The organism is Bacillus sp. S2(2024) (assembly GCF_050474045.1).
GTDB classification, from domain to species: Bacteria; Bacillota; Bacilli; order Bacillales; family Bacillaceae_G; genus Bacillus_A; species Bacillus_A yunxiaonensis.
Genome location: NZ_JBFLUS010000003.1, coordinates 705878 through 723421 on the forward strand (window position 1 = coordinate 705878; position 17544 = coordinate 723421).

Sequence of the window (17544 nt, forward strand, 5' to 3'; positions counted from 1 at the left end):
TACTTTTACATAAGAGTGTAGTATATATTATTCTGAAAATATGTAGTCGAGACTACAACGGGAGGAAAGTTCATGGATAAAATAAAATATTTATCGCGAATACGTTTATTTGATGAGCTAGAGTTAGAGGAATTAAAGAAAATTGAGCAGGATACTCCTATTGATGTAATGAAAAGAAGGACAATCATTACCTCTCCGCATATGAAGCAGCAGTTTTTATATTTAGTTAAATCAGGTAAAGTGCGTTTATATAAAGTGTCTGAGGATGGAAAAGAGCTTACACTCGACATATTAGGTGCAGGGCATGTGTTTGGAGCGGTGGGTACATTTACAACGGGATCTGAGGGTGTATATGCTGAAACATGGGAAGATTCTCTTATTTGTAAAATAGATAGAACTCAGTTTCAAAAAATTATACACGATAAACCGGACATCGCTTTAAAGTTCATAGAGATACTATCTATTCGTGTCAAGGAAATGGAAGAGCTGTTAGAGCATATGGCACATAGTAGTGCACGGAAACGATTGCTCTTTTTGCTTTACAAATTATCGGAAAAATTTGGGATAGTAGTGGAAGATGCAGAGGATTGGAGACAGCTTGAAATTTCCATTACTCATCAAGAATTAGCAAATATGACAGGGAGTATTCGTGAAACGGTAACGGGTTTATTAAATGATTTAACACAAGAAGGCATTGTCCGAAAAGCAGCCCCGCGTAAATTATTACAAATTCACTTAGGGAGATTAATAGAAGAATTAGAAATAGGCAGTAAACGTATTTAGTAAAAGATATAGTTAGTTTAAAATTTCGACTTTAAAATGTAGTGAAAGGCAAGAAATGAAAGGGGAAAACAGCCAGTTAATGCGGGATAAAAAAGAGAATTTCACAAGAAAGTCCTCTTTTTACAACGATAGGCCCATTTTTAAGACAATTCCACCGTTTTTAACAACGCTAAGAAAATATGAAGTAAAAAATTGATTAAAAAAGTTTAAAAATATACAAAATTATTTTTAATTTTGTTATATTCAAATTAATTGATTTTAATCGATAAAGGCAAAGTTAGTGAAAGCTAATGACGCAAAGCTATAGGGACTAAGGTGCATGCCACTATGTCAGCCAGTTGCCGAAAGGTTAGGAAACTTCCAAGTTTTATTCATGTTGGTAGTTTAATTCCCCATGCCTTTAGGTATGGGGAATTTTTTTATTTTACTATTTGCGGGTAATAAGACCCTCACCTCAAGATTCCAATAGAATCATTGTCCAGCTCTAGCGGCTAGAATCTCCGGTCGTTTCGCCCCTTCGGACGAGGCAAAAGGCTTCTCTCTGTCGGGTGCGCGGGCGTCCCGCAATTCTGAGCGAGCCGCTTCCGCTTTTCTTAAGAAGAAAGGTGGGGGATAACTGCCCGTAAATGCCTGATTGGGCGGGCTTTCCATTAGTGGAGAATGAAAAAAACACTGATGGAAGTTTCACTTTAGTAAGAAAGGAGGCTGCAAGGGTAATCGGTTAAACACACACACAAGGGGGGCTTATTTTGAAAAGAACTTTATCTTTCGTATTAACTATGTCACTTGTTTCAGGGAGCTTTGTTACGATTCCTTATACGAAAGTTTCAGCTGAAACGGTGTCGTTAACTCAAGAAACATTGAAGCAAAAGACAGATCAGGCAATTGTAAATGGTAATTTTGAGGATCATTTGAGTTATCTCACAACATATCTGAATGAAAATATTGGGGATATCACTGAAGCGAATTTACAAAATAAGCTTACAGACCCATCATTTGCAGCAGCTTTGGCTCAGTGGCAATTCATATCACAAACAGGCGCAGCAGCAATGGGTGCATTCGCTAAAAAAGATGCTGCCCATCAAAATTTTCTTAGCTGGGTTATGAAAAATACAGATGTAATGAATACGTTTCTTGAAGGCGGCAGTCCAACTGGGAAGAATCCTGTAAATGCACTTGAGATATGGAATACCATATGGAATACGGATGCAGATTCTCATGAAGGATTGTATTTTAAATTAGCGATAGCTACATCGTTAGCTCATGCTGAACCCGTAAAATATTGGACAAACAATCAACCTATTAATCCATTAACGAGGTATCAATATTATAAAACAGCAGATCAAAATAATGAGTTACTTCCTGTCTTTAGAACTTATGATGTTTGGCATTTAAGATTAGTAGTGAATACTTGGTCACCGGAAGAAGATTTAACTTGGGCAAGAAACATGATTAATACGGAACATCCAGAACTTAAAAGCCAAGATAAGATAGGAAAAAGTGCATATTTGATTAAATATGTAGAATATAACAAAGATGGAGTTAGCATTCAAGCTGGAAATGATAAATTCTACGGTTTAGCTTGGAATCTTTCCTCAATTTACAGAGATGGCGGAGTATGTGGTAATATTTCAAAGTTTGGTACGCAAGTCAGTCAAGCTTTTGGTGTGGCAGCTATGCCCGTTGGACAGCCTGGACATTGTGCACTCATCTGGAATGACAAACCATCTTCTTGGTATTTAGGAAATGATATATTTGGATGGAGTGAATCTGAGCATCATGGTGGAACTGTTATTCCTTGGTCAGATGATAAATTGAAAAATCAAGTACCGTACATATTATTATTTGAAGATGCGGAGCTTGACCAAGCAAAATTAGATCAATCAGAGCGATTACGCTGGTTAGCGAAAGCGATGATTTCATCAGATAACAAAGTTGCAATTTATAAAATAGCTACTAATATATTACCAATTAATGTTTTAGTATGGAAAGATTACGTTTCTCTTATGTTACAAAATCCAAATGTAACAGATGCGGAGTGGCAAGAATTAAATAACAGTATCATTGCTTCTTTTGCTAATGAGCCAAGACCGATGATGGATCTTCTTTCTCAAATTAGAAGCCGTGTTCTGAATACAGATGATAGAGCGAAGCTTCAGCAATATACTGTAAATATATTAAATGCATTTAACGCAATAACGAATGTAAATGAAAAGCAAGTAGCTAATAAAATAAAAGATCAAATGCCAAGTTTAGGACTGAGCCTTGCTACTTTTAGTTTTGATGGAGCAAATGCAGGAAAATTAATGGGAATTAAACCCGATACGGAATACAGTATTGATGGTGGAAAAACATATAAAGTTGCTACAAGCAATGATATGCTTCTGAGTAATGAAGAAATAGCAGCAATCAATTCAACTAACGGTATTTTAACAAGAGTGATTGGAACAGAGCAGCCTTTATTAATTCCAATTGGAAAAGCTGGTAAAGTGAATGTTTCTGCAAATGATGATGAGAATTTAGTTTTTGGTATAGACGGCACGATGGAATTCAGCATCGATCAAGGTTCGCATTGGACAAGATATAATCCAGCTTCTCCTAATTTGCCGGATTTAACAGGAAATGTAACTTTAACAGTTAGAAAATTTGCTGTTGGTTCAAATCCAGCAAGTGATGCTGTTAACTTAAAGTTTACTGATACTGTTGCAACAGGATTAATACCGCACACAAGTTTATCAGTTGCAGGTGTCTCAAGTGAGGAAATTTCAGCTGGTAATGATGCTAAAAACGCAGTTGACGGAAACGGTGCAACAATGTGGCATACGTTATGGAATGGAAGTGATAAGGCCCCATACATTACGATAAAGCTTAATGAAGTTACCAGCGTATCACAATTAACTTATGTTCCAAGAAAAGATAATTGTAATCACGGGAACATAACTAGTTATAATATATACACAAGTATGGATGGAATTAATTTTACAAAGGTTGCTACTGGAACGTGGACAAATAATAATTCTACAAAGAATGCAACTTTCAGTAAAGTAGATGCTCAGTATGTAAAGCTTGAAGTAGTAGCAGGGGATGGTGGATTTGCTTCAGCTTCAGAAATAAAATTATATCATTAATAGTTGAAAGAGAGACTGCACAAAAGGATTTTATACTTTTGCTGCAGTTTTTTTATGTGTTCAAAACACAGATCTTTTAAGGGAAATTGCCAGAGCAATAAAATCAGCATTGCCTTTAGAGCACTTTTACATATAGCGCCTTATTTTATTATTATTTATATCTATAATACTTTAAAAGTTTACATCATATGTGTTGCGGTGAACCGTAACACATATGACGTGGATTTTCTTTAGAAACATTTTGTAAATAATAAAAATTAATGTTGCATGTTGTTGTGAAAATTGACTTAAAAAATTGATACAGTTATCAAATGTTAATTACAAAGAGTAAATAAAAAATGCATAATAGAGAAAAAGTGAACAGAGGAGGGACAGCTGATAGAAGGATTCGTTCAAATGCAAAAGATGGTAGAGAACTTCATACAAGACAAAATGCCAGACGAGGTTATTAAAAAGATAGAGTGTATGTTTAAAAGTAAAAAGATATCAAAGGGAGAAATAGTAGTTCATGTAGGGGATATTCAAAATGAATTGTATTTTATTTTATCTGGATTATTAAGGAGTTATTATATTGATATAAACGGTAATGATGTTACGCACTTTTTTCCAAGGAAAGGTACGTTATGCGTTGGTGAGGCACTTTTTAATAAAGGTCCATCAAAACATTGTGTTGAAGCAATAGAAGATTGTGAAGTTTTAGTGGTTCATGTAAATGATTTTAAAAAATTAGTAGAAGAAGATATTTACTGTATGAAGGTATATATGAAGGTGTTAGAGTATGGTTTTAAGTATAAGATTGAAAGAGAAAGTAGCTTTTTACTAAAAAGTGCTACCGAGAGATATCTAGATTTTAAGAGAATGCATCCAGAATTAGAGGAACGTGTGAATCAAGCATATATTGCTTCGTATCTTGGAATTACACCAGTTTCTTTAAGCAGAATTAAAAGAGCTATTAGAGAACATGTTTAGAATATTGAAGGTGGGGATAGGTATGAAATATGTAAAACTTCAAAATATAGAAATACCAACCATTGCAATGGGGACATGGTCATGGGGAATTGGTATTAATGGTGGGAATCAGGTTTTTGGAAATGAGTATAATGAAGAGGATTTAAGGCCTGTTTTTAAAAAAGCAATGGAAAAAGGATTTAATTTATGGGATACTGCAGCTGTGTATGGCATGGGTGCATCGGAGACAATTCTTGGCACTTTAATGAAAGAAGAAAAAGATGTACTTATTTCTACAAAATTTACCCCTTTTGAAGAACAGGCTGAAAGCGCTATGAAAGAATCTTTAGACGGCAGTATGGAACGTCTAGAAATAAATTCTATAGACATATATTGGATACACAATCCAAAAAATGTAGAACAATGGACAAAAGAGATTATACCATTAGTTAAATGCGGAAAAATAAAACATGTAGGGGTATCCAATCATAATTTAGAAGAGATAACGCTGGCTGCAAGTATTTTAGAAAAAGAAGGGTTACGATTATCAGCAGTTCAAAATCATTATAGTTTATTATATAGAGCTTCAGAAGAAGCGGGAATTCTTGATTGGTGTTATAAGAATGACGTTGTGTTTTTTTCTTATATGGTGTTAGAGCAAGGTGCCCTATCTAGTAAATATAATGTAAATAATCCTTTTAAAAGTGGAACTAGAAGAGGAGAAGTTTTTCATGTCGATGTTCTCAGAAAGCTTGAAGGGTTAATAGATGTTATGAGTCAAATAGGAAAAAAATATCAGGCTGAACCAGCACAGATAGCAATAGCTTGGGCAATTTCAAAAGGTACTGTGCCAATTATAGGAGTTACAAAAGAATCACATATTGATGGAGCAGTATCTGCACTTAATATCAATCTGGAAATAGATGAAATGATTAAATTGGAAGAAGCGGCAAGGAATACAGGCATATCAATAAAAGGAGGTTGGGAAAAGAGCATGATATAATTTTATCGTGGAAATATTTACCTAAATGGTTCAGGGAAGTTATGTAGTGCAAAAAGTTGTTTTCATTTTACTTACAAATAGACTAACGATACCGATAGCTATGAATGAATAACCCATTGGTAGTAAATAAAATGGTTCAACAAGAGTACCATCAGGAGCGACTGTAGAGCCGATGGTATTAAAGCTAACAAAACATCCGACCCCTAGGATAAATGGTATTAAAGTTAAAATATACTTTTTCATTTTAAACCTCCATATGCAGGAATTTTTTTTACAAAATAACTGCTCTATAGTTCGTAATTATAATGTTGTCATATCGTTAGTACTATTTAAATACGTGACAAAAAGCTTACAGATTTGTAAGAGAACAAAGTTGTATATGGCGCAAACGTTCATAGTTTTAGCTCAATCCTCAAATAAAAAAAGCCCGGCATATGCCGGACTTTTTTTATTATTTGCTAGATGTGCCTTGGTCTGCTGCTGGAGCTTTTTGAGGTTCGAAAATATCTTTTAGATCTTTATCGTTAATCTTCACATCTGCTTTTTTCATTTCTTTTGTAACAAGATCGTTCATAAATTGAGCGTCTTGCATTTTCTTGTCAGCAAGTTCGCCTTTAATACGATCTTTTTCTTGATCGAATGGTTTTAATTCTTTAATGTCAGTTACTTTGATGATATGGTAGCCAAATTGTGATTTTACAGGTTGACTAACTTCACCTTTTTTCAATTTATATGCAGCATCTTCAAATTCTTTTACCATTTTACCTGGTCCAAAGTATCCTAAGTCGCCGCCTTTATCTTTTGAACCTGTATCTTCAGAGTATTGTTTTGCTAAGTCTTCAAAAGATTTTCCTTGTGCTAGTTCAGCTTCTACTTTTTTCGCAGTTTCTTCATCTTTTACAAGGATGTGGCTTGCTTTGATTTCAGGTTTGTAATTGTCTTTTGCTTCTTTGTCTGAGATGCTTTTCTTCACAGCTTCTTTCATTGCAAGTTCGCCGCGAACAGAGTCTTTTAATTGTTTCTCAGTCATACCGCTTTGTTTTAATACAGCATCAAATTGATCGCCATATTGCTTTTTGTATTCGTCATATCGTTTATTAACGTCATCGTCTTTTACTGGGTAATTTTTAACGAATACTTTCTCCATTACCATGTTACGTAAGACGTTTTTACCGCCTTGCTGCTTCATTGCATTATAGAAATCATCTTTTGTTATATCGCCAGCTTTTGACGTTACAACTTTGTCAGAAGTGCCGCATGCTGATAATGTGAAGACACTTGTTACAGCTAGGGCAAGTATTGCTTTCTTCATGAAATAAACACTCCTACTATTATGTATTTTTTTATAGTATAAGCAATATGTACTAAAATTAATATAGCATATTTCGAGTTGTTTTCCTATTGATAAAGAAAATTTACCCATTTGTTAGGGAAGAATTGTCAGATTGGGCGATATCACCACTTTAGGTTTATTAGCATACAAAAGAAGGTGAGGGGGCTGCATTTATGATAAATCAAAAATTAATTTTATTACTTGTGTTATTTATTTTATTAGTGATAGTAGGTATAATTTGTTTATAGAGGAAAAAAGTGAGGAAGGGGTTCCCTTCCTCACTTTGCATGAAATATAATTTCTATATAACTAGAAATTAATAATATGGTAATACATACATTAATGAACCGAAAGACACCTGTTTGACGTCGATCAGACATTTGTTTTTGTTGACACAGTGTATGCGTCATAAAATTCGTGTACACTAGAACAATAAGTGCAAAAGCGATAAATATAATTGTCACGAGGAGAGTCCTCCTTTGGCGAAAATACATATAATTGAATCTATTGTATCATACGATATTTTGTTCGTGTTATAAAATTCTGAAATAGAGGAACTTGTATTAGAAAGAGAGGGAAGAAAATGGACGTTGTGAAACGCTTAGAACAAGCAGAATATTATGTATCGCTTCTTTTTAATATGATAGATGAACAAAAGTGTCCATTTTATTCTTTAATTATAAAGAAGAAAGTGATGAGACGTGATGTAGAACGTTTGTTAGCTCTTTGTGAAGAAATGAACGAGCAATATATGATCGAAAAGCAAGAAGGTTTACTTTTGTTTGATGAATTGTTGCATAAATTTGAAAAAGCGCTTCCACGAAGTCTCGAAGGAAAAGAGACCGCAGAAGCGCTCGAACGTCAAGGTTTATTTCAACCATTAATGCAAGAATTTATACGTATGATGGCGTTAAAATCATAATCTAAAACTTTTTAACAAGTTTTTCGTCGTGCTCTACAAAATTGTCCTCGATATTATCTAGGGATTTCTCGAAAATGTCGATAAAATCTTGCCCGTAAATATTCCGTAAAATGGCAATTAATTCGATATTTTCTGGGAATTTACCATAAAAGTTACGAAGAGCTAAAGCGCCGTTAAAGACAGAATTACTTTCAGGTTCATATTCTTCCATTAATTGCAGCAGCAATTCCTCCCCTTTATCAGTAATTTCAATGTACGTGTTTCGCTTGTCATCTTCTTTTTTTGAAAATATAAGTAAACCGCGCTCTTCTAGTTTTTTAGAGAAGTTAAAAGCCGTCGATACGTGCATCACACCGAACTTTGCAATTTCTGAAATAGAAGCCCCTTTTAAATGATACGCAATCCATAAAATATGATGCTCATTAATGTTTAAATCGTATGGTTTAATCCATTGCTGCCAATCTTTTTCTACACATTTCCATAATGCTTTTGATAATTGTGCGATGCGTTGGCTGAAAATCATCGCTTCTTTTATCGAATAACTTTTATCCCCGTTTTTCATTCATTCACCCACTTTATACAAATCTTATTCATTAGTATCTATTATGCCAGTAAAATAAAAATTAATAAAGTCTTTTTGTTAGAATTGTTGAAATTTTTTGGAAAAGTGACAAAACAGTACAAATTCCGAGTTAATTTGTATTGATCTGTCACTTTTTTTGAGTGGGCTTGGAAGCGTTTTATCATGGGACAGGGTATAGATTAACATAATTTTATTCTCATTTGCATGAAAAAAGGAAACTGTGTAATTGTATAAAAAAATACGGCACATGTATATCATGTACCGTGTAAGAGAAGATAGGAATCATAAAAATTTGTTATATACGAAAAATTACGCTTTATCAGGAACTGCTTGTTGTAATTTTTCAATTGATTTTTGAATGTCTTCAATTTCTTGTTCAATATGGCGTTTGTTTTGAGAAATATCTTGTCTCCAAACAGAGAATGTTTCGTGCATATCATTTGTTAATTCTTGAATGACTTCTTTTCCTTCAGAAGCTGTTTCAATAATTTGGCGTTTTAATAATTTCGTATCTGCTGTAATATCAGATATTGTTTTCTTTATATCATTTCCTTTTTCTTTTAACTTATTTCGCATGTCTTTTCCAGATGAAGGAGTGGAAAAGAGCACAGCAAGTCCAGCGACAGCTCCGCCGCAGATGACGCCAGTTAGAAAGGATTTAGATTTTGACATAAAAAGGACCTCCTCAGTTTGTTCAACTTATCATTATACTCATGATGTGTAAAAACGTGCATATGCATAAGACAAGGGGGGAGAAAAGTGAAATGGATTACAACAATTTGTTTTATTGTCAGTCTTTTCTTTCTTGTACGAGCAATGCAATTGTTTTTTATATTAAAACAGAAAAGATCCTATCCGCCAATACTTTTGGTGAAACAACAAACTGTTAGGGTCGCTTTTATTGGCGGGGTATGTATGGTATGTACAATTTTATTGTACATACTACAATAAGGTATCTATTCAGATGAAACGGTTAGTCTGTTTTAATATGTTATATAAAAAGATGATCTGTAAAATCTGATCTTTTCAACTCATCAGTTCTGGTGAAAGTATTATACTACTTTACGCTAGTTGCGATTGTGTTTGCAATGTTTTGTAACTCTTCCATTGTGTAATCACTTTGATGAGATTTCCACACCGCACCAAATCCGTCCTTTTGGCCGTAGCGTGGAATTAAATGAAGATGGAAGTGAAAGACAGTTTGTCCGGCTTTTTCTCCGTTGTTATTTAATAAGTTAAAGCCAACTGGATTGTATTCGGTTTTAATAGCGTTCGAAATTTTTGGAACGACAGAGAAAATGTGTGCAGCAATTTCTGGTGTTAACGCGAATACATCTTGTTTATGTACTTTTGGAATTACGAGTGTATGCCCTTTTGTAACTTGGCTAATATCAAGAAAAGCGAGTACATGCTCATCCTCATATACTTTTGCACAAGGAATTTGTCCCTCAATAATTTTACAAAAAATACAATTGTCTGCTGTATGATTCATATTCCTCATCCTTTCAGTGGTCTTAGCCGTATTTTAACATAATTACATAATAGAAAAAAACACGAAAAGCAGGAAGCTCATAAAGCTTCCTGCCTTCTGAAGAAGGTTTGAAAAAGCATTTCGTTTAATCTACCTTTAACAGACACCTCATTTGTTTAGGAAATGCGTGGTAATTCGACATCTACTCTGCCGTCGACACCCCATTTTCAATGAAATGATGTTGCAATCCTTCTGAAATGACTTGTTTATTTTATAAAACAGCATCTACTCTCCTCGAGACACCCCGTTTCTAAAATTAAACAATTATCTGCTTTGTGTAAACTCACTCACTTTGTCCATTATAGACACCCCATTTCATGATGATTTCGCTAGGCTGTGTTCATCACTTTTATGGTTGCTTTTTCAATGTGTTCCTTCCTCACTAATTATGATGTCCGCTTTTGTAAAAGTTATGTAAAGGAAATTTTTTCTTTTTAAAAAAGTTCGGTACTATGTAGGAGCTTTAATTTTTTGGTAAGATGATTACACATACATAAAGAAGAAAGTGGTGTCATATGGAACAATTATTGCGAGTGGAAAATGTCACAGGCGGATATACAAAGCGACCTGTATTGCAAAATATTTCATTCTCCGTTAAGAAAGGAGAACTTGTCGGTTTAATTGGTTTAAACGGTGCAGGAAAGAGTACAACAATTAAGCATATTATCGGATTGATGGAGCCGAAACAAGGTCACATTACGATTAACGGCAAGACATTAAAAGAGGATATGACAGCATATCGCTCCAGTTTCTCCTTTATTCCAGAAACACCTGTGTTATATGAGGAGTTAACATTAGAAGAGCATTTAAAACTAACGGCAATGGCGTACGGCATTAAGGAAAAAGAGTACGAAGAACGCGTAGAAAAACTGTTGAAAGAGTTTCGCATGAAGAATCGTTTGAAGTGGTTTCCAGCTCATTTTTCAAAAGGGATGAAACAAAAAGTAATGATTATGAGCGCTTTTTTAGTACAACCTTCTCTATATATTGTTGATGAACCGTTTGTTGGATTGGACCCGTTAGCGATTCAATCGCTTTTACAAATGATGGATCAAATGAAAAAAAGCGGTGCTGGCATTTTAATGAGTACACACATTTTAGCAACAGCAGAACGTTATTGTGATTCGTTCATTATTTTGCATCAAGGTGAAATTCGTGCGCAGGGCACACTTGAAGAACTGCAAAAGCAGTTTAATATGCCGAGTGCGACGCTTGATGATATTTACATTGCACTAACGAAGGAAGAAGATGCTGATGAATAGTAAAGAGTTATGGAGAGAACGGTTTCGTCATTTTTTAAAAGAAATTCGTACATATAGTAAATATGTGTTTAATGATCATTTGAAATTTATTTTTGTATTTATCATCGGTGCGGGTGCGTATTATTACCAACAATGGTTACAAACATTGACACCTTCATTTCCGGCAGCATTTGTTATAGCAGTTTTACTAGGACTTGTATTAACAGCGGGATCAATTCAAACATTATTAAAAGAAGCGGATCTTGTGTACTTACTTCCGGTAGAGGAAAAATTAAAAGCATATTTCACAAAAGCTTTTCAATTTACGTTTATCATCCAGCTGTATATGATAGCGATGGCAAGTGCAGCGCTTGCTCCGCTCTATTTCCAGCAGATGAAACAATCCGGAGCAACATACATCGTAATTGTGCTCGCTATTGTGTTAAGTAAGGCTTGGAATTTATTTGTCACATGGGAGAAGTCTTATATGACGGATAACCGTATGTATCTCATTGACTGGCTGATCCGTTTTGTTCTTAACTTTTTCTTTGTTTATTTTCTTGTAGCGCGCGCTTCTGTTATTTATATGGGAGCAATCGTCTTTGCAATGGTGGTTTATCTTGTATTTTTGCATCAGAAAGTAAAAGGAAAACCGCTAAACTGGGAATACTTAATTGTAGAAGAAGGAAAGAAAATGTTATTGCTATACCGCATTGCCAATATGTTTGTCGATGTGCCCGCGTTAAAGGAACGTGTATCACGCCGGAAATGGCTTGATTTTATTCTTACTATTGTATCAGAAAAACGAACCTATTTATTCTTATTCGTACGTACGTTTTTACGCTCAGGAAATTATTTTGGGCTGTATGTTCGTTTACTTATAATTGGTGGATTGATTTTATACTTTGTTCCATTTCTATATGCACGTCTTATAGTAAGTGTCGTGTTTTTATATTTAATCGGCTATCAGTTGTTAAGTTTATGGAAGCACCATCGTTTAAAGCTATGGCTTGATTTATATCCTGTTTTAGAGGAAGAAAAGATGAAGGACTTTCTTGCGTTATTATGTGCTTTGCTTTGCGTAGGTGGCGTCATTTTCACTATGTTATTTGCGCTCGCAACGAAGGACATAATGATGACAGGACTTGTATTTCTTGAAAATATGTTATTTAGTTTTGGATTTGTATATCGATACGGGGCAATGCGCTTAAAAAAATTATCACGCACTTAATATGTAGGTTTCACTGTATAGGGAAAGGAAGAAAAGTATGACTGAATATGAACAGAAGGTCATCTTAGAATTACAACAGTGGAAAAGAAAAATTATAAAAAACTCTTCCGCAATGACACGTTTTTCAAAAGCAATGCAAACGAAAGTGCAACAATTCATTCCAGCAAAAGTGCAAACCATACTGACAGAAACGATTAAAACGATGGTGCAAGGAATTAGTATTGGCTCAAATTTTATCAAACCGAAGTTAAAAGAAACGAATTGGTCATTGCAAAGAAGAGATGAAGCAGTGCTAAAGAAGATTGATGAGTATAAAAAGGTTGCTGCAGCAGAAGGAGCTGGGACAGGAGCAGGTGGTTTCTTACTAGGACTCGCTGACTTCCCGCTTTTGCTTAGCATTAAAATTAAATTTTTGTTTGATGCGGCAACGCTGTATGGCTATGATACGAGTAAAAAAGAAGAACGGTTATTCATTCTTCATGTATTCCAACTCGCCTTCTCAAGTGATGATCATCGAAAAGAAATATGGAAGGCCATTGAGACGTGGGATACGAATATAGAAAATCATATTGATTGGGAGAAATTTCAGAAAGAATATCGGGATTATATTGATTTAGCTAAAATGCTGCAGCTTGTGCCGGTCATCGGTGCACCAGTGGGGGCATATGCGAACTACCAACTTTTGCAGAGGCTCGGTGAAGTGACGATGAATTGCTATCGATTGCGATTCTTGCAGCAACAAGGAATGATGTAACGTGAAAAACTTTCGTACTTTATATAGATGCGAAAGTTTTTTTGTATTCATTCCACTATTCGTGGGCAGTAAGACCTCACCTCAAGATTGAGAGAGAAGCGAAGAAGTAACTGCTGGCATGCGCCCGATTGGGTAGGCTTTCCATCAGTGGGGGAGGGAAGAAGCCCTCCACTGATGAAAGTTTTACTTCATTTAAAGGGAAACATTTCCTTTAAATGGCTTGTTTTCCAATTGTGTTTTTAATATGATTAATACGGTTTGGTAAATAAGGTTATAGATTCATAGAAAAAGATGTACTATATGTATCCATTTTAATTTCTCGACATATAGATTGGTGCTATGTAGAGAACAAGGAGCCTGCACTTGCTTTCTCCCTTTGTTTGAACTTTGCATGTGGCAGAAAATATGCATGGCCAGATGCTCTTGCCCACCTAAAAAGAATGGCTTTATGTCGTTTTTTTATTTGGATTTATATAGATTATAAAGTAGAGGTGAAACGATGCAACCATTAGAAAATCAAATTCATTCCAGCATGGTACGAGTATGGCAAATTAACTCGCTCATAACATCTGGAGTCGGTCTTATTATTACAATTGCTTATTTTATATTTATGATGAAATTTGATTGGACAGGCTGGATATTTGGTGCACTTGTAATAGGGCTACTTGCATATGCACCGCTCGGTTATCTTGTATTTCCGAGTTTACGTCAGCGTTATCATAGCTATCAGTTAAATGAAGAAGAGATGGAAATTCAACATGGAATGTTCGTTGTTAAACGTGTATTAGTGCCAATGATTCGTATTCAACACGTAACGATTGAACAAGGTCCAATCATGCGCAAATTTGGGCTAACGGAATTAAAAGTATCTACAGCTGCAATGACGCACGGTATTCCTGGTTTAACAATGAGAGAAGCTGAACAATTAAAACGTCAAATTTCTGAACTAGCGAAGGTAAGTGATGAAGATGTTTAAGAGGCAACATCCAATTACCATTTTATTCGAATTAAAGATTAAAGAGCTTCTGCCAACATTTATACTTCTCTTTAGTACGAAAGGTAAATTTCCATTTTGGTATTTACTTCCGTTTGGGATTTTCGCGTTTACCATTCTTTCTACTATAATTGAATGGTATTACAAAGTGTATTGGATTGAAAATAATACGCTGCATATTAAACATGGATTATTTGTGAAAAAAGAAAGCTACTTAAATAAAGAGCGTGTGCAAACAATTAATACAAGCTCCAATGTGGTCTATCAATTGTTAGATTTAACAAAATTAAAGATTGAAACGGCTGGTGGAGGTCATGAACCAGAGGTAAGCTTAGCAGGGATTACAAATGATGAGGCAAAGCATTTAATTTCTCTTCTGAATGAAGAAGAGAAATTAGAAGGACAATTCTCAGAAGACAATGGTGAACCCACAAAAGAAACAAATACAGCTGTTTATAAACTAACAATCAAAGAAATTCTTCTTGCCTCTGTTACATCAGGTCAGTTTGGATTATTATTTTCGTTTTTCTTCCTATTTGCCCAAGAGTTAAAGGACTATATTCCACAAAGTATAATCGATACAGTCGAAAAATATGTGAAAAATAGTGATATGTACGGCTGGATGTATATGGCCGCTACTTTAATTGTTTTGTCATGGATTATTTCAACATTTGCATATGCATTTAAACATGCGAATTTTACTGTTTATCGAAGAGGAGAGGAAATTCGTATTTCACAAGGTTTATTTGAGAAAAAGGAACTTGTGTTAAAGGTGCATCGAATCCAAGCCATTACAATTAAAGAGGCTTTGCTTCGACAACCGTTCGGTTATTGCTCTGTTCATGTAGAAGTGATTCAAAGCGTTGGAAAACATGAGATGAATGTTACGCTGCATCCCCTGATGAGAAAAAAGGATGTCGAGCAATTATTGGAGCACTTGCAATTACCATACAAATTAGAGGAGCATTTCACACATTTACCAAAAGCAGCAATGCGCCGTTACCTTGTCTATAGCTGGATGATTTGCATGATATTTGTAATACCAATTGCAGGAGCTAGTATATACTTTGAACGGTATATAGGGTTATTTGTATTAATTCCATTGTTTATGATTTTTACAGCTCTTGGATATGGTAAATTTAAAACAGGCGGATACGCGCTAGAGCCGAACCAGCTCACAATTGTATATCGCGGCATTGCTAAATATACAGGCCTAGTGAGAAAAAGACATATTCAATCGATGAAGAAAAGTCAGCATTACTTTCAACAGAAAGATCAATTGTGTACGTATATGTTTGCGGTTGCATCATCAGGTGCTGGTCGACATTATGAATTAAAGCATGTGAGATTAGAAGATGCGGATAAGATGCATAGTTGGTATAAACAAAAAGATGGAAAAATAATTGTAGGCTGAAAAATAAAGTGAAAAAGAAGGTAATCATCTATTATCTGTAGATGGTTATCTTCTTTTTTGTTTCCATAGATCATAAGGGTAAGAGTGAAGACGAAATAGATATAGATTACTTGTTAGAAGGGTTAGGACATAAGGTGTGGAATAAAATAAGTTTCTTAAACAAATAAAGGGGTGTATATTATGCATAAAAACGAATATGAATGGGTCAGACAAACTCGAGCAGTACTTCTTGACTTTTGTAGAGAACTAGAACCAAATGACTTTACTCGCCAGGTGGGGTTCGGTTGGCAAAGTGTGCGAGATACAATAGTACACGTAGCAGACTGTTATAACGCTTGGCTCGGCTCATTTATTTTATTGAAAACGAAGAAGCCGCTCACTGCAAAGGAAGATCTGCAACAACTTGGTTTGAACGAAATAAAAGCACGCTTTGAACATGTAGATTCTCTTGTAAATGAAGTATTTGAAGTACTTAAACATCACATGGATGAGCCGATTCAGAGGGAGATTCCTTGGAGACAAGGAGGAGAAATGTTATCAATCACACCTGGTAAATTACTAACGCATGCAATCACTCACGAATTCCATCACAAGGGACAGATTGTAGCTATGATACGCCAAATGGGGTATGAACCTCCAAACACGGATGTGTTAGGAACGAATGATTAGAGAGAATACATGTGGTGTTTCGTTTGTTGAAAATAGAAAGTAAAAAGCATGGCACCAACATATGTGAGGCTGTTTTTAAGTAGTCTTTTTTGTTTGTGATGCAACAGATCTAAAATATGTACTCTCCTTTGTTTTTTAATCCTCTACTGATAGAAAGCATTTACCAATCGGGCTGTTACGGGCAGTTTATCTCCCATCTAACTTCTTTGCGTTCACCGAATTTTGAGGTGGGAGTATTACTGCCCGCGAATAGCGGGATAAATTGGATAGAGTTAGAAAGAGATGTAAGCAGAAAGAGAGGCTGGCATCTTTTTTTATTTTCTATCAAACCGATCAAACCTTTCTATCGTTACCTTACATATAAATAAAAAATTAGAGGAGGAGTCAGTATGAAAGCCTGGCAATGTGTTGTGTCCATATTAGCGAGTCTATTTTTATTAACAGCATGTAATAGCGATAAGAAAGAAGAGGCTCAAAGTAAGAAATCAAGTGGAGAAAACGCGATTGAAGTTAGTAGTAAGAAAGATGAATCTCCTAGCTTACAATTATTAAAGAACGATAAGGTTGGAAAATACTTAGCAGATTCAAATGGAAAGACACTCTATTATTTTACAAAAGACACAGCTAAGGTAAGTAATTGTAGTGGTGAATGTGTAAAACTTTGGCCGCCATTTGTTGCAAAAGATTTTGAAGTGCCAAAAGGATTTGATAAAAAAGACTTTGCTACGATAACAAGAGAAGATACGAAAGAACAACAAGTAACGTATAAAGGCTATCCCCTTTACTATTTTGCGAATGATAAATCAAAAGGAGATATAAATGGACAAGGGGTTAAGGATATATGGTTTGTGCTGAATAGTGAAACCACATTTAAACAGTGATAAAGTGAAACTTCCATCAGTGGGGTCTTCGGGATCAATATTCTGTTAAAAGGAGCGACCAGCGTTGTTGGTGGTTCCTATTTTTCTTCCTGAATTATATAATTAAATAAATTATGAATTATCGGAAAT

At 35.0% G+C, this 17544-nt stretch carries 19 protein-coding genes and 1 riboswitch; of the genes, 13 read left to right on the forward strand and 6 right to left on the reverse strand.

All coding sequences use genetic code 11. The features are described 5' to 3' along the window. Positions 1-72: 72 nt before the first annotated feature. The 4 genes from AB1284_RS03615 to AB1284_RS03630 all read left to right on the forward strand — a co-directional run bounded on the left by AB1284_RS03615 (position 73) and on the right by AB1284_RS03630 (position 5862). Positions 73-783: a Crp/Fnr family transcriptional regulator gene (locus tag AB1284_RS03615; RefSeq protein WP_429751590.1), complete on the forward strand. Its 711-nt coding sequence runs from the start codon at positions 73-75 to the stop codon at positions 781-783. Between the two features lie 260 nt (positions 784-1043). After that, positions 1044-1129, forward strand: a riboswitch (cyclic di-GMP riboswitch). A gap of 433 nt (positions 1130-1562) precedes the next feature. Continuing rightward, on the forward strand, positions 1563-3911 hold the full coding sequence (locus AB1284_RS03620; protein ID WP_429754359.1) for a discoidin domain-containing protein: 2349 nt from the start codon (positions 1563-1565) through the stop codon (positions 3909-3911). 396 nt (positions 3912-4307) lie between these two features. After that, a complete protein-coding gene (locus AB1284_RS03625) occupies positions 4308-4880 on the forward strand; it encodes a Crp/Fnr family transcriptional regulator (RefSeq protein WP_429751588.1) in 573 nt (190 codons plus the stop codon). A gap of 22 nt (positions 4881-4902) precedes the next feature. Then, a complete protein-coding gene (locus tag AB1284_RS03630) occupies positions 4903-5862 on the forward strand; it encodes an aldo/keto reductase (RefSeq protein ID WP_429751586.1) in 960 nt (319 codons plus the stop codon). A 39-nt stretch (positions 5863-5901) separates the two neighbouring features. Here AB1284_RS03630 and AB1284_RS03635 read toward each other — a convergent pair whose 3' ends face one another. The 3 genes from AB1284_RS03635 to AB1284_RS03645 all read right to left on the reverse strand — a co-directional run bounded on the left by AB1284_RS03635 (position 5902) and on the right by AB1284_RS03645 (position 7689). After that, positions 5902-6105 carry a DUF3955 domain-containing protein gene (locus AB1284_RS03635; protein WP_429751584.1) on the reverse strand — a complete coding sequence of 68 codons (204 nt, stop codon included), beginning with the start codon at positions 6103-6105 and terminating at the stop codon, positions 5902-5904. A 208-nt stretch (positions 6106-6313) separates the two neighbouring features. After that, positions 6314-7174: a peptidylprolyl isomerase PrsA gene (gene prsA / locus AB1284_RS03640; protein ID WP_429751583.1), complete on the reverse strand. Its 861-nt coding sequence runs from the start codon at positions 7172-7174 to the stop codon at positions 6314-6316. 299 nt (positions 7175-7473) lie between these two features. Then, positions 7474-7689, reverse strand: coding sequence for a hypothetical protein (locus AB1284_RS03645; protein ID WP_429751582.1), 216 nt, complete (start codon positions 7687-7689; stop codon positions 7474-7476). Positions 7690-7778: 89 nt separating this feature from the next. Between AB1284_RS03645 and AB1284_RS03650 the strand changes: the two genes are divergently transcribed. Beyond that, positions 7779-8117, forward strand: coding sequence for a DUF1878 family protein (locus AB1284_RS03650; protein WP_429751580.1), 339 nt, complete (start codon positions 7779-7781; stop codon positions 8115-8117). Position 8118: 1 nt separating this feature from the next. Here the strand turns inward: AB1284_RS03650 and AB1284_RS03655 are convergent, their stop codons facing one another. Continuing rightward, entirely contained in the window at positions 8119-8679 is a 561-nt protein-coding gene (locus tag AB1284_RS03655) for an HTH-type transcriptional regulator Hpr (protein ID WP_429751578.1), read from the reverse strand. Positions 8680-9009: 330 nt separating this feature from the next. After that, a complete protein-coding gene (locus tag AB1284_RS03660) occupies positions 9010-9372 on the reverse strand; it encodes a YtxH domain-containing protein (protein WP_429751576.1) in 363 nt (120 codons plus the stop codon). Between the two features lie 87 nt (positions 9373-9459). Here AB1284_RS03660 and AB1284_RS03665 point away from each other — a divergent pair, with 87 nt between their 5' ends. After that, positions 9460-9651, forward strand: coding sequence for a hypothetical protein (locus tag AB1284_RS03665; protein ID WP_429751574.1), 192 nt, complete (start codon positions 9460-9462; stop codon positions 9649-9651). A gap of 106 nt (positions 9652-9757) precedes the next feature. Here the strand turns inward: AB1284_RS03665 and AB1284_RS03670 are convergent, their stop codons facing one another. Next, positions 9758-10192, reverse strand: coding sequence for an HIT family protein (locus AB1284_RS03670; RefSeq protein WP_429751572.1), 435 nt, complete (start codon positions 10190-10192; stop codon positions 9758-9760). 554 nt (positions 10193-10746) lie between these two features. Between AB1284_RS03670 and AB1284_RS03675 the strand changes: the two genes are divergently transcribed. The 7 genes from AB1284_RS03675 to AB1284_RS03705 all read left to right on the forward strand — a co-directional run bounded on the left by AB1284_RS03675 (position 10747) and on the right by AB1284_RS03705 (position 17415). Next, positions 10747-11493: an ABC transporter ATP-binding protein gene (locus AB1284_RS03675; protein WP_429751571.1), complete on the forward strand. Its 747-nt coding sequence runs from the start codon at positions 10747-10749 to the stop codon at positions 11491-11493. Beyond that, positions 11486-12703 (forward strand): ABC transporter permease, encoded by a 1218-nt coding sequence (locus tag AB1284_RS03680; protein WP_429751569.1) that lies wholly within the window; start codon positions 11486-11488, stop codon positions 12701-12703. Before AB1284_RS03675 ends, AB1284_RS03680 begins: the two co-directional genes overlap by 8 nt. Before the next feature lie 37 nt (positions 12704-12740). Beyond that, the gene (locus AB1284_RS03685) at positions 12741-13457 is read left to right on the forward strand and encodes an EcsC family protein (protein WP_429751567.1); all 717 of its coding nucleotides are present in this window, start codon (positions 12741-12743) and stop codon (positions 13455-13457) included. Between the two features lie 499 nt (positions 13458-13956). Continuing rightward, complete coding sequence (locus tag AB1284_RS03690) at positions 13957-14433, forward strand: PH domain-containing protein (RefSeq protein ID WP_429751565.1); 477 nt, start codon at positions 13957-13959, stop codon at positions 14431-14433. Further along, positions 14426-15865 (forward strand): PH domain-containing protein, encoded by a 1440-nt coding sequence (locus AB1284_RS03695; protein ID WP_429754358.1) that lies wholly within the window; start codon positions 14426-14428, stop codon positions 15863-15865. The genes AB1284_RS03690 and AB1284_RS03695 overlap by 8 nt, the downstream gene beginning before the upstream one ends. A 180-nt stretch (positions 15866-16045) precedes the next feature. Next, a complete protein-coding gene (locus tag AB1284_RS03700) occupies positions 16046-16534 on the forward strand; it encodes a DinB family protein (protein ID WP_429751563.1) in 489 nt (162 codons plus the stop codon). 389 nt (positions 16535-16923) lie between these two features. After that, positions 16924-17415: a COG4315 family predicted lipoprotein gene (locus AB1284_RS03705; RefSeq protein ID WP_429751561.1), complete on the forward strand. Its 492-nt coding sequence runs from the start codon at positions 16924-16926 to the stop codon at positions 17413-17415. Positions 17416-17544 lie beyond the last annotated feature (129 nt).

Bases quoted from the DNA above. Each gene is read 5' to 3' on its own strand.
- AB1284_RS03625 (WP_429751588.1), top strand. From the start codon at position 4,308: ATGCAAAAGATGGTAGAGAACTTCATACAAGACAAAATGCCAGACGAG.
- AB1284_RS03675 (WP_429751571.1), top strand. From the start codon at position 10,747: ATGGAACAATTATTGCGAGTGGAAAATGTCACAGGCGGATATACAAAG.
- AB1284_RS03650 (WP_429751580.1), top strand. From the start codon at position 7,779: ATGGACGTTGTGAAACGCTTAGAACAAGCAGAATATTATGTATCGCTT.
- AB1284_RS03645 (WP_429751582.1), bottom strand. From the start codon at position 7,689: ATGTATTTTCGCCAAAGGAGGACTCTCCTCGTGACAATTATATTTATC.
- AB1284_RS03680 (WP_429751569.1), top strand. From the start codon at position 11,486: ATGAATAGTAAAGAGTTATGGAGAGAACGGTTTCGTCATTTTTTAAAA.
- AB1284_RS03630 (WP_429751586.1), top strand. From the start codon at position 4,903: ATGAAATATGTAAAACTTCAAAATATAGAAATACCAACCATTGCAATG.
- AB1284_RS03695 (WP_429754358.1), top strand. From the start codon at position 14,426: ATGTTTAAGAGGCAACATCCAATTACCATTTTATTCGAATTAAAGATT.
- prsA (WP_429751583.1), bottom strand. From the start codon at position 7,174: ATGAAGAAAGCAATACTTGCCCTAGCTGTAACAAGTGTCTTCACATTA.
- AB1284_RS03615 (WP_429751590.1), top strand. From the start codon at position 73: ATGGATAAAATAAAATATTTATCGCGAATACGTTTATTTGATGAGCTA.
- AB1284_RS03620 (WP_429754359.1), top strand. From the start codon at position 1,563: ATGTCACTTGTTTCAGGGAGCTTTGTTACGATTCCTTATACGAAAGTT.
- AB1284_RS03685 (WP_429751567.1), top strand. From the start codon at position 12,741: ATGACTGAATATGAACAGAAGGTCATCTTAGAATTACAACAGTGGAAA.
- AB1284_RS03635 (WP_429751584.1), bottom strand. From the start codon at position 6,105: ATGAAAAAGTATATTTTAACTTTAATACCATTTATCCTAGGGGTCGGA.
- AB1284_RS03700 (WP_429751563.1), top strand. From the start codon at position 16,046: ATGCATAAAAACGAATATGAATGGGTCAGACAAACTCGAGCAGTACTT.
- AB1284_RS03690 (WP_429751565.1), top strand. From the start codon at position 13,957: ATGCAACCATTAGAAAATCAAATTCATTCCAGCATGGTACGAGTATGG.
- AB1284_RS03655 (WP_429751578.1), bottom strand. From the start codon at position 8,679: ATGAAAAACGGGGATAAAAGTTATTCGATAAAAGAAGCGATGATTTTC.
- AB1284_RS03660 (WP_429751576.1), bottom strand. From the start codon at position 9,372: ATGTCAAAATCTAAATCCTTTCTAACTGGCGTCATCTGCGGCGGAGCT.
- AB1284_RS03670 (WP_429751572.1), bottom strand. From the start codon at position 10,192: ATGAATCATACAGCAGACAATTGTATTTTTTGTAAAATTATTGAGGGA.
- AB1284_RS03705 (WP_429751561.1), top strand. From the start codon at position 16,924: ATGAAAGCCTGGCAATGTGTTGTGTCCATATTAGCGAGTCTATTTTTA.